Source organism: Gaiella sp., from assembly GCF_035710885.1.
Classification (GTDB): Bacteria; Actinomycetota; Thermoleophilia; order Gaiellales; family Gaiellaceae; genus Gaiella.
In genome coordinates this window covers 19,499-29,998 of sequence record NZ_DASTCS010000005.1, presented here as the reverse complement: position 1 = coordinate 29,998, position 10,500 = coordinate 19,499, and the positions used below count along the sequence as shown (strand labels likewise).

Annotated in this window: 11 protein-coding genes; 5 read left to right on the top strand and 6 right to left on the bottom strand. The window is 70.4% G+C overall.

Annotated features, from left to right (window positions below; translation table 11 throughout):
- The 6 genes from VFO26_RS01795 to VFO26_RS01770 all read right to left on the bottom strand — a co-directional run.
- The coding region (locus VFO26_RS01795) for a sensor histidine kinase (RefSeq protein WP_325113159.1) at positions 1-1,190 on the bottom strand (1,190 nt) is incomplete at its 3' end.
- Entirely contained in the window at positions 1,187-1,861 is a 675-nt protein-coding gene (locus tag VFO26_RS01790; protein WP_325113158.1) for a response regulator transcription factor, read from the bottom strand. The genes VFO26_RS01790 and VFO26_RS01795, both read right to left, overlap by 4 nt.
- 1 nt (position 1,862) lies before the next feature.
- Positions 1,863-2,381, bottom strand: coding sequence for a hypothetical protein (locus VFO26_RS01785; RefSeq protein WP_325113157.1), 519 nt, complete (start codon positions 2,379-2,381; stop codon positions 1,863-1,865).
- 71 nt (positions 2,382-2,452) lie between these two features.
- Positions 2,453-3,238, bottom strand: coding sequence for an ABC transporter permease (locus tag VFO26_RS01780; RefSeq protein WP_325113156.1), 786 nt, complete (start codon positions 3,236-3,238; stop codon positions 2,453-2,455).
- Positions 3,235-4,053: an ABC transporter permease gene (locus tag VFO26_RS01775; RefSeq protein WP_325113155.1), complete on the bottom strand. Its 819-nt coding sequence runs from the start codon at positions 4,051-4,053 to the stop codon at positions 3,235-3,237. The genes VFO26_RS01780 and VFO26_RS01775 overlap by 4 nt, the downstream gene beginning before the upstream one ends.
- Positions 4,046-5,035, bottom strand: a complete 990-nt coding sequence (locus tag VFO26_RS01770) for an ABC transporter ATP-binding protein (RefSeq protein ID WP_325113154.1) — start codon at positions 5,033-5,035, stop codon at positions 4,046-4,048. Before VFO26_RS01770 ends, VFO26_RS01775 begins: the two co-directional genes overlap by 8 nt.
- Before the next feature lie 187 nt (positions 5,036-5,222).
- On the opposite strand from VFO26_RS01770, the gene VFO26_RS01765 reads away from it, so the two are divergent.
- From VFO26_RS01765 to VFO26_RS01745, 5 genes are all read left to right on the top strand, one after another.
- Complete coding sequence (locus tag VFO26_RS01765) at positions 5,223-6,413, top strand: branched-chain amino acid ABC transporter substrate-binding protein (protein ID WP_325113153.1); 1,191 nt, start codon at positions 5,223-5,225, stop codon at positions 6,411-6,413.
- Positions 6,414-6,492: 79 nt separating this feature from the next.
- Positions 6,493-7,416, top strand: a complete 924-nt coding sequence (locus VFO26_RS01760; RefSeq protein ID WP_325113152.1) for a branched-chain amino acid ABC transporter permease — start codon at positions 6,493-6,495, stop codon at positions 7,414-7,416.
- A 6-nt stretch (positions 7,417-7,422) separates the two neighbouring features.
- A complete protein-coding gene (locus VFO26_RS01755) occupies positions 7,423-8,943 on the top strand; it encodes a branched-chain amino acid ABC transporter permease (protein WP_325113151.1) in 1,521 nt (506 codons plus the stop codon).
- On the top strand, positions 8,943-9,737 hold the full coding sequence (locus VFO26_RS01750; RefSeq protein ID WP_325113150.1) for an ABC transporter ATP-binding protein: 795 nt from the start codon (positions 8,943-8,945) through the stop codon (positions 9,735-9,737). Before VFO26_RS01755 ends, VFO26_RS01750 begins: the two co-directional genes overlap by 1 nt.
- Complete coding sequence (locus VFO26_RS01745; protein ID WP_325113149.1) at positions 9,734-10,468, top strand: ABC transporter ATP-binding protein; 735 nt, start codon at positions 9,734-9,736, stop codon at positions 10,466-10,468. Before VFO26_RS01750 ends, VFO26_RS01745 begins: the two co-directional genes overlap by 4 nt.
- The last annotated feature ends 32 nt before the right edge of the window (positions 10,469-10,500 follow it).

The window sequence follows — 10,500 nt, the reverse complement described above, 5'->3', positions numbered from 1 at the left end:
CCGGTGCCGACGCGGCGCTCCGCGCGGAGCTTGTCGTAGAGGTAGAAGCGGTCGAAGGCGCGGGGCAGGTCGTCCTCCGCGATCCCCGGACCGTCGTCCACGACCTCGACACGGCCGGGTGCGGCGAGGATCCGCACCGTGCCGCCCACCGGCGTCGAGCGGAGCGCGTTCTCGACGAGGTTCGAGAGCGCCTGGAGCACGCGGTCGGGGTCGCCGACGGCGGCGGAGCCCGGCTCGGCCATCACGTAGAGCCCGACCCCGTAGGAGCGGGCCGCGCCCTCGTGCCGCTCGAAGGCGGCAACCGCCCTCTCGCCGAGGTCGAGCGGCTCGGCGCGAACCGCGAACGAGCGGCGCCGCAGCCGGGCGAGGTCGAGCAGGTCGCCGACCAGCCGCTCAAGCCGCCGTGCCTCGCGCTCGATCACCCTCGCCGCTCCGACCGGCTCCAGGACGCCGTCCTCGAGGGCCTCCGCATGGCCGCGGATCGCGGTCAACGGGGTCTTGAGCTCGTGGCTGACGGAGAGCAGGAACGCCCGCTCCGCGTCCTGCGTGCGCGCAAGCTCGTCCGAGAGGTGGTTGAACGACGCGGCGAGCGTCGATGCCTCCCGTGGGCCGGACACCGGCAGCGCCTCGGGACGCTCTCCCGTCGCGAGCGCACGGCTGGCATCGGAGACGCGCGCGATCGGCCGGGCGACGGCACGGGCGAGGAGCAGCGCGACGATCCCCGCCAAGGCCGCTCCGACGAGCCCGGCGAGGCCGAGTCCGAGCGCGAACGGTGCCCAGTCGGCGGCCTGCTGCGACGCAGGACGGAGGAGCACGATCGCCTCGTCGCCGTTGCGGCGGGCGGCGTAGAGGAAGCGCGTGCCGCGGACATCGACGCTCCCGCTCGCGAGCGCGCCCGCTCGGATCCTCCGTGCGCCCGAGTCGGGGAGCAGCAGCTCGGCCTGGCCGGGCGTGAGGATCGCGAGTCGCTGCTCGTCGGTCGCGAGGAATCGTCCCAGCTCGACCTCCGGCCCCCGCGAGGGCTCGTCGCGCCGCTGCGCCGCGATCAGCTCGACCTGTCGCTCGAGCGCCTGGATCGCCGACTGCTCCAGCGAGCGTCGCGTCAGGAGCGCTCCTGCGACCACCGTCACGACGAGCGACACGAGCACCGTCCCGGCGATGCCCAGGAAGAGGCGGGAGCGCAGGCTCAACCCGGCACCAGCTTGTAACCCGCCCTCCGCACGGTGCGGATCAGGTCGGGACGGCCGAGCTTGCGGCGGAGCTGCGCGACGTGGACGTCCACCGTGCGCGTGCCGCCGGGGAACGACAGCCCCCAGACGCGCTCGAGCAGCCGCTCGCGCCCGACGACGACGCCCGGTCGCTCGGCGAGGTGCCACAACAGGTCGAACTCGCGCGCCGTGAGCTCGACGTCCACACCGGCGACCGATGCCGAGCGGGAGCGCCGGTCGAGGGTGACGTCGCCGGCGACGAGCACGTCGTCGTCGGTCTCCGGCTCCGCGCGGCGCAGCACGGCGTGCACGCGGGCGACGAGCTCGCGCGGGGAGAACGGCTTGGTCACGTAGTCGTCCGCGCCGAGCTCGAGCCCCGTGACCCGGTCGACCTCCTCGTCGCGCGCGGTCAGCATCACCACGGGGAGCCTCGAGCACGCGCGGATCGCGCGGCAGAGGTCGAAGCCGTCGGTGTCGGGCAGCTGCAGGTCGAGGATCGCGAGCCGCACGTCGTGCTGCTCGAGCGCCTGGAGCCCCTCGGTGCCGCGCTCGGCCCAGACGACACGGAACCCGTCGCGCTCGAGGTACGCGCGGACGAGCGACGCGATGTCGGGCTCGTCCTCGACGACCAGGATCGTGCCGCCCCTCTGCATGTCAGGCGGCTCCCTGCTGCACGAGCACGACCCGGGCGACTCCGTTCGGCCGGAGGACGACCTCGACGCTGAGGCCGGGGCGGAGGGCCCGCACCCCGACGCGACCGCCCGCGCGCCACACGACCGTCCTCGCCGTGAGCGGGATGCGGATCGTGTCTCCCGGGCCACGCCTGAGGACGAGCAGGCGGGGCCGGGCGCGCACCAGGCGGCCCACCTCGGTCCGGTCCGCGACCCGGCCGAAGGCCCGGATCGCGAGGGCCGGCCCCGAGCCCACGGTCACCGCCTCGGCCACGAGGCCCCGGCGGACGGCGTCGGAAGTGGCTCGGCGCCCGTTCAGCCGATAGCGGGTCTGCGGGCCGACAGGGATCGTGATCTCCGTCCCGTCCAGAGCGCGGAGGACGATTGCCGTCGGGCCGGCTGCCTGGACGATCCCGCGCTCGACGACGCGGTCGGCCGCGGTCGCAGGCGCCGCCGCCGCGAGCGCCGCGCACGCCGCCAGGAGCACGAGGAGAGCCCTCACGTCCGGATCGTCACAGGCCCGCGTTAGCGAACCGGTGAGCCGACGTAAGCCGTCTGTAAGGCGACCCGCTGCTACGCGCGGTCGAGCGTGGCGTGGCGAAGGCTCAGCCGCTCGGCGTTGCGGATGAACGCGTAGCCGATCGCGCCGTACACGACGCCGATCGCGAGCTCCACGCCGAGGAGCCCGCCGACGTCGGAGAGGGCCTCGCCGTCGGCGATCCGCCTCGCCGCCTCGATCCCGTGGGTGAAGGGCAGGACCTCCGAGATCGCCTGCATCCAATCGGGAAGCTCGTCGACGGGGACGTTGGCGCCGGTGAAGACGAGGAGTACCCCGAACATGATGTTCGCGAGCACGGCCTGTTCCCGGAGAAGGAGCCCGATGCCTGCGCCGACGAGCCCGAGGCCGGTGCACGAGAACGCGCAGATCGCGGTCGCGAGCGCGAGCGGGGCGTACGACGACGCGGGGACGTCGATACCGACGATCAGGCCGCCCACCGCGAGCGCGAACGCCGCCACGAAGAAGCCGTTGACGACCACCGGCAGGGCCCGTCCGAGGAAGAGCGGCAGGCGTGGGGCGGGGCTCACGAGGATGTACCCGAGTGTGTGCTGGAAGCGCTCCCCGCCGATCGTGAAGGTCATCGCGAAGAGGCAGGGGATCGCGGCGTACTGCACCGCGTTGCCGATCACGAAGAACTCGTCCGACTCGAGCCCGGCCGACCGGCCGATGTAGACGAAGAGGAGGATCTGGAAGATCGGCGCGATCAGCATCGACGGGATGTAGATCTCGGGTCGGAGGAACGAGAAGAGAGCCCTGAAGCTGATCAGGCCGCCGACGAAGAAGATCCTGAGAGCGTTCACGCGAGGGCGAGCGACCCCGCGCGGCGCGCGCTGGAGAGCACGGTCTCGAGGACCGCGATCCCGATCACGAGGTACACCGCCCCGAGCGCGAGCGCGAGCCCCATCTCCGGCCAGGGCCCACCGCCCGACGCGGCCTCCCGGATCGCGTCGACGCCCCAGGTCGGCGCGAGCACCCAGGAGATCGGCCTCACCCACGCAGGGAGCAGCGCGAGAGGGACGAGGAACCCTGCGATCAGCCAGACCGGGTACTCGAGCAGGTTCCCGAGCGCCCACGCGGTGCGGTAGCGGACGAACGAGACGGCGAGCAGGAAGCCCATCGCGCCGATCGAGACCACGGTCGCGACGATCGCGAAGGCAAGCGCGACCGGCTGCTCGAACGGCAGGTCGACGCCGAAGACGAAGCGGCTCAGGAGCAGCGTCGCGGTCATGCTGTACAGCCCGAGCGCCGACATCGCGACGGTCACCGGGAGCAGGACGGCGGCGAAGTGGACCGGCGCCGAGACGAGCAGCTCGAGCGTCCCGTGCCAGCGCTCGCGCTGCATCGCCGAGCCGGCGGACGTGCTGGTCGACGACCAGATGCCCATCACCGCAGCGCCGAAGGATGCGAAGACCAGGGACTCGCCGCCCGCTCCCGCGCGGAACATGAGAAACGCGATCGTCGCGAAGAACAGGGGCCACAGCACGCCGAGGAAGCCGTCGAACGACGAGCGCATCATCATCTTCAGGTGGAGCCCGAACCCCACGGCCAGGACGCGCGCGAGCCGTAGCGAGGGCGATGTGCGGTCGTGATCGGCCGCAGGCGCGGCGTCAGCCATCCACCGCGACGGGCTGCTCGGTGACGAGCGCCACGTAGGCGTCCTCGAGCGTCGGCTCGCGGGTCGTGACGCGGCCGAGCGAGACGCCGTCGAGGCGGGCAAGGACGTCGTGCGTCGGCTCGCGACCCACATCCGCCTGGACGACCACCACCTGCGCCTGGTCGCGGTCCTCGACGGCGACCGAGTTGACGCCCTCGATCGTGCGCAGCAGCTCGACGGTGGAATCCTCGATCCCGTAGACCTCGATCTCCACGACGACACCCTCCGAGACGCTGCCCTTGAGGTCGCGTGGCGTCCCCTCGGCGACGATCCGTCCCTTCGCGACGACGGCGATCCGGTCGCACAGCGAGTCGGCCTCGAACATGTAGTGGGTCGTCAGGAGGACCGTCTTCCCCGCGTCCTTCAGCCCGGCGATCGTCTGCCGGAGCTCTCGTGCGCCGACGGGGTCGACCCCGATCGTCGGCTCGTCGAGGAAGAGGACGGGCGGGTCGTGGAGCAGGCCGCGGGCGATGTGGAGGCGCTGGCGCATCCCGCGCGAGTAGCCCTCGACGCGCTCCTTCTCCCGGCCCTCGAGCCCGACGAGCTCGAGCAGCTCATCGATGCGCGCGCGTTGCCGCTTCGGGTCGACCCCGTACAGCTCGGCGAAGTAGCGCAGGTTGTCGAGCGCCGAGAGGCGCTCGTAGAGGCCGCGGTCGCCGCCGAACACGTACCCGATCCGCTCCCGCACCCAGTGTGCGTCGTCGACGACGTCGTGCCCCAGCACGCGCGCGTGACCGGCGGTGGGGATCAGCAGGGTGATGAGCATCTTGATCGTGGTCGTCTTCCCGGCGCCGTTCGGGCCGAGGAGCCCGAAGAGCTCGCCTTCCTCGATCTCGAAGCTGACCCCGCGCACCGCCTCGACGTCGATCGAGCGCCGCCGGAAGGTGCCGGTGGTCGTCCTGTACGTGCGGTGCAGATCGATCGCCTCGACGACGGCCGTCACGGGCGCCAACCGTAACGCCTGCGGACGTGTGGCCAGGGGCGGGTTGCCGTACCCTTCGCCGTATTGACATGTCACGATCGCGGCTGCGAGAGTTGCGCCCGCGGGTGGGCGTACGGGCGGCGCCGGCAACAGATGTCGCCCTTTTGACGTCCAACCCCATGCATACATCTCCGAGGAGGGAGTACGGATGAAGAAACGAGGATGGGTCGTCGCCGGACTGGCGTCGATCTTTGCGGCAGCGCTCGCTTCGACGGCCGGCGCTGGCTCGTCGCAGACGTCGGCGCTCCAGGCCGTCGACTGCGATGGGACGATCAAGCTCCCGCTAATCACGCCGCTCACCGGCGGAGGCGGGCCGATCGGCCAAGAGCAGATGACGTGGGCGAAGTACGCCGCGAAGACGCTCGGGTCGAAGTACCGGCTGAACGTCCAGATCGTCGGCGGTGACACGCCCGTCGAGAAGGGTGGCGGCGAGGCGATCAAGGTCTCGCAGAAGTTCATCGCCGACCAGCAGGTCGCGGCGGTGCTCGGCCCGGCGACGTCCGGCGGCGTCGCCTCGGCGAGCAAGGCGCTCACGAAGGCGGGGCTCGTCCACATCTCGCCATCGGCGACCGACACGTCGCTGGCGGCCGGCCCGAAGGCGAAGCGGTCCGCGACCGCGTCGTTCTTCCGTGTCGTGGGCGGGGACTATGTCCAGGGGCCGACGGACGCGCGGTACATGATCCAGAAGCTGAAGGTGAAGAAGGTCGTCGTGGTCGACTTCCAGGAGCCGTATTCGGTCGGCCTCGCACGGGCGGCGAACGCCACGCTCAAAGCCGCCGGGGTCACGACTGTGAGGCTCTCCACGTCGGTGAACACCACCGACTTCTCGTCGCTCGTCACGCGGGTGCCGAACGACGCGCAGGTCGTCTTCTTCCCGACGCAGCAGCCCGAGGACGCCCAGACGTTCGGGCAGCAGCTGCTCGAGCAGGGGAAGCGGGCGAAGATGTTCGGCGGTGACGGGACGAACAACCCGAGCGCGTTCAAGCTCGCCGGCTCGTACGTCTCGAACTTCGCGCCCGACATCTCGAGCGTCCCGGGGAATGCCGCCCGGATCGCCGGCTGGAAGAAGGACAATCCGAAGGCGTCGCTCGGCTCCTTCGGGCCGCCGACGTACCTGGCGACCGAGGTCGCGATGGCGGCGATCCGCAGGGCGTGCGACGCGGGGAACGGCACGATCGCCAACAGGAACGCCGTCCTCAAGTACGTCCGGTCGGTCGTCGTTCCGAGGTCGATCCTCGGAGGCACGTTCCGGTTCGCGAAGGTGAACAACGAGCCGGTGAACCCGAAGTTCTACATCTTCCAGATCCAGAAGAACGGCTCGTACAAGCTCGTCGGGTAAGTCGTAGGGCGGGCCGTGTCTCGCCCTTACGGGACGGGTGTTCTAGGCTCTAGCGCCGCCGAGAGGCGGCGCTAGAGCCATGGACACGTTCATCCAGCTGACGCTCAACGGTCTAACGCTCGGCAGCGTCTACGCGCTCATCGCGCTCGGCTATTCGCTCGTCTACGGAATCCTCAAGCTGCTCAACTTCGCGCACGGGGACGTGTTCACCGTGGGCTCGTTCATCGGCTTCGGGGCGCTCCAGCTGCTGGGTGGCTCGACCGACCCCGTCGTCCCGCTCTGGCTGCTGCTCGTGACGATCACGGTCGCGGCGATGGCCGGCTGTGCGGCGCTCGGAGTGGTGATCGAGCGTTTCGCGTACCGGCCGCTCCGCGACGCACCCCGCATCGCACCGCTGATCAGCGCGCTCGGCGTCTCGTTCTTCCTCGCGTACTCGCTGCAGCTCCTGTTCGGGGCCGAGCAGCGCGACTACGACGCGTTCTCGATGGGCGAGGGCGTGCTGTTCTTCGAAGGCTTCGACATCGGGAACGTTCGGGTCCCGCTGCTGCGTATCGTGATCATCGTCTCCGCGTTCGCGCTGATGGTGATGCTCTGGCTGCTCGTCAACCGGACGAGGACCGGGAAGGCCATGAAGGCCACCTCGTACGACCGCGAGGCCGCGGCGATGATGGGGATCGACATCGACCGCGTGATCGTGTTCGCGTTCGTACTCGGCTCCGCCCTGGCGGGCGCAGCGGGGGTCCTCTTCGCGCTCCGCGCGCCGACGTTCGCCTCCCTCGGGTTCATCATCGGCCTGAAGGGCTTCACGGCCGCGGTGATCGGGGGCATCGGCTCGATTCCCGGGGCGATGGCCGGGGGGCTGATTCTCGGGTTCGCCGAGGCGTACACGCAGGGCTACGTGTCGACTCGCTGGTCAGACCTGTTCGTCTTCGTGATCCTGATCGCCTTCATGGTCTTCCGACCCCAGGGCCTGTTCGGCAAGGCCGACATCAGGAAGGTGTAGCGGGTCATGGGCGATCGATTCGACGACGGTGACCTGACGCAGCCGCTTGAGGGCGCCGCCGAATCGTCGGCCGCGGAGGGCGGCACGAGCCCGGCCGTCGGCCGCGACGAGTGGGTGGCCCGCGATGAGGAGCGCCGGGCAAGGCGGGGTGGCTGGGTCGGGACCGTCGAGACGCGGCTCGGCGTGGTCCCGTGGTGGGCCTGGCTGACGCTGTTCGTCGCCCTGGTGTGCCTGCTGCCGGTCGGGGTCGAGAACGGCTACGTCCGCCGGGTCGCGTTCGACACCGTGATCTTCATGCTGCTCGCGCTCGGGCTGAACGTCGTCGTGGGCTGGGGCGGCCTGCTCGACCTGGGGTACATCGCGTTCTTCGGGATCGGCGCCTACGCGTATGCCTTCATGGCGTCGGACCAGTTCGACCTCCACTTCCCGACGCCCATCGTGATCCTGCTCGTGACGCTCGTCGGCGGCCTCGCCGGCTTCCTCGTGGGTCTTCCGTCGCGACGCCTGACCGGTGACTACCTCGCGATCGTGACGCTGTTCTTCTTCCAGGCGTTCCTCACGTTGACGAACAACGGCGACGACGTCTTCGGCCACAACGTCACGAACGGCCCGAACGGGATCCTGGACCTCGACGAGCTCAGCCTGTTCGGCACGACCATTCCCCGGACGACCTCGCAGGGGCAGTTCGGGGTCGGCTACCTCTACGTCGCGCTGGCGGTGTTCGTCATCGTCTACGTCGCCCTCCGCCTGCTCAACGACTCGAGGACCGGGCGGGCGTGGCGCTCGCTGCGCGAGGACGCGCTCGCCGCCGAGGTGATGGGGATGCCGGTCAACTGGTTGAAGCTGATGGCGTTCGCGTTCGGCGCCGCGACCGCCGCCCTCACCGGCACACTCGCCGCGTCGCTCAACGGGAGCGTGTTCCCCCAGGACTTCGAGTTCCCGCTGCTGATCGCCGTTTACACGATGGTCATCCTCGGCGGCGCGGGTAGCCAGGCCGGCGTCGTGCTCGGCGCGATCCTCGTCAGCGTGCTGCTCGAAGTGCTGCGCGAGCCCGGCGATTCGCGGGCGCTCTTCTACGGCGTGCTGCTGCTCGGGCTCCTCGCGATCCTGAAGCCGTCGCTCCGTCTGGCCGTGGTGCTCGTCGGGACGATCGGGCTCGGGCTCGTGGCGCGAGTGGTCGCGCAGGCCGTGGACGAGAGGTGGACGTCCGGTGTCGCCGCCGGCGGAGGCCGGCTCGCCGGATGGGCGGCCGACTGGGTGATCGTCCCGGAGACGCTCGCAGGGTGGGTGGCGCCGGTTGCGTACCTCACCATGATCGGCGCCGTGCTCGTGCTGACGCTCGTCGACGGGTGGGCCCGGATCGTCCTCCTCGTGCCGACGCTGTACCTCGCCGCTTTCGTGTGGGAGAACGTCATGCTCGCGAAGCCCGAGCCGACCCGTTACGCGATCCTCGGCGCGATTCTGGTCGCGACGATGGTGGCTCGCCCCTACGGCATCCTGGGCGAGAAGCGCGTGGAGATCGTGTGATGTCGACGGGCGAGAAGCTGCTCGAGTTGCGCGCGGTCTCGATGGCGTTCGGCGGCCTCAGTGTCGTCTCCGGCCTCGACCTGCACGTCGACGAGGGCGAGATCGTCAGCGTGATCGGGCCGAACGGGGCCGGCAAGACGACGCTCTTCAACCTGATCACCGGGATCTACGAGCCGACCGAGGGCGACATCCTCTTCGCGAGCGAGAGCATCAGAGGGCTCGAGCCGCACCGGATCACGCGGAAGGGAATCGCGCGGACGTTCCAGACGCTGCGCCTCTTTCTCAACATGACGGTCCGCGAGAACGTGATGGCGGCGGCCTACGGCCACACGCACGCCGGTCCGGCGCGCTCGATCTTCCGCACGCCGGGGCAGCGCCGCGAGGAGCGCGAGATCCGCGCGCTGGCCGAGAAGCGGCTCGCGTTCTTCGGCGAGCGGCTGATGGGGTACCGCTGGGACCAGCCCGCCTACTCGCTCTCCTACGCGAACCGGCGTCGCCTGGAGATCGCGCGCGCGACGGCGACGAACCCGCGGCTGCTCCTCCTCGACGAGCCCGCCGCGGGGATGAACCCGAAGGAGACGCAGGAGATCACGGAGCTGATCGGCCGGCTGCGCGACGAGGGCTACACGATCCTCGTGATCGAGCACGACATGCACGTCGTCGAGGGGATCTCCGACCGCGTCGTCGCCCTCGACCACGGCGTCAAGATCGCGGAGGGCTCGTTCGACGCCGTCGCGACCGATCTGCGCGTCGTCGAGGCCTACCTCGGGACCGGCGGGACGGCGCGCAAGTGAGCGCGTCCGCCCTCACCGAGCCGGCGTCGCTCCTCCAGCTCGAGGGGATCAACACCTACTACGGTCAGATCCACATCCTCCAGGACTCGAACCTCGTCGTCCGGCAGGGCGAGCTCGTGTGCCTGCTCGGCGGCAACGCCTCGGGGAAGTCGACGACGCTGAAGACGATCCTCGGGCTGGTGCGCCCGCGTACCGGCCGCGTCCTCCTGAACGGCGAGGACGTCACGCGGATGGCGACCGCGCACCGCATCCGGCGTGGCCTCGCGATCGTCCCGGAGAACCGCAGGCTGTTCGGCCCGATGACCGTGCTCCAGAACCTCGAGATGGGCGCCTACCTCCGGCGGCGCGCGGACCTGAAGGACGAGTTCGAGCGCGTCTACTCGCTCTTCCCGCTCCTCTACGAGCGGCGCTCCCAGCTGGCGGGGACGCTCTCCGGAGGCGAGCAGCAGATGGTCGCGATGGGCCGCGCCCTGATGTCGAAGCCGAAGCTCCTCCTGATGGACGAGCCGTCGATGGGCCTCGCGCCGATCCTCGTCGAGCGGAGCTTCGAGATCATCCAGCAGGTGAACGACTCGGGTGTCGCGATGCTCGTCGTCGAGCAGAACGCGAACGTCTCGCTCTCGATCGCCGACCGCGGCTACGTGCTCTCGACCGGCCGCATCGTCCTCGAGGGCAAGGCGGCGGACCTGCTCGAGAACGAGGACCTGCGGAAGGCCTACCTCGGCCGGTAGCGCCCTCCTCGGCGCGGTCCCCGCCGGCGGGC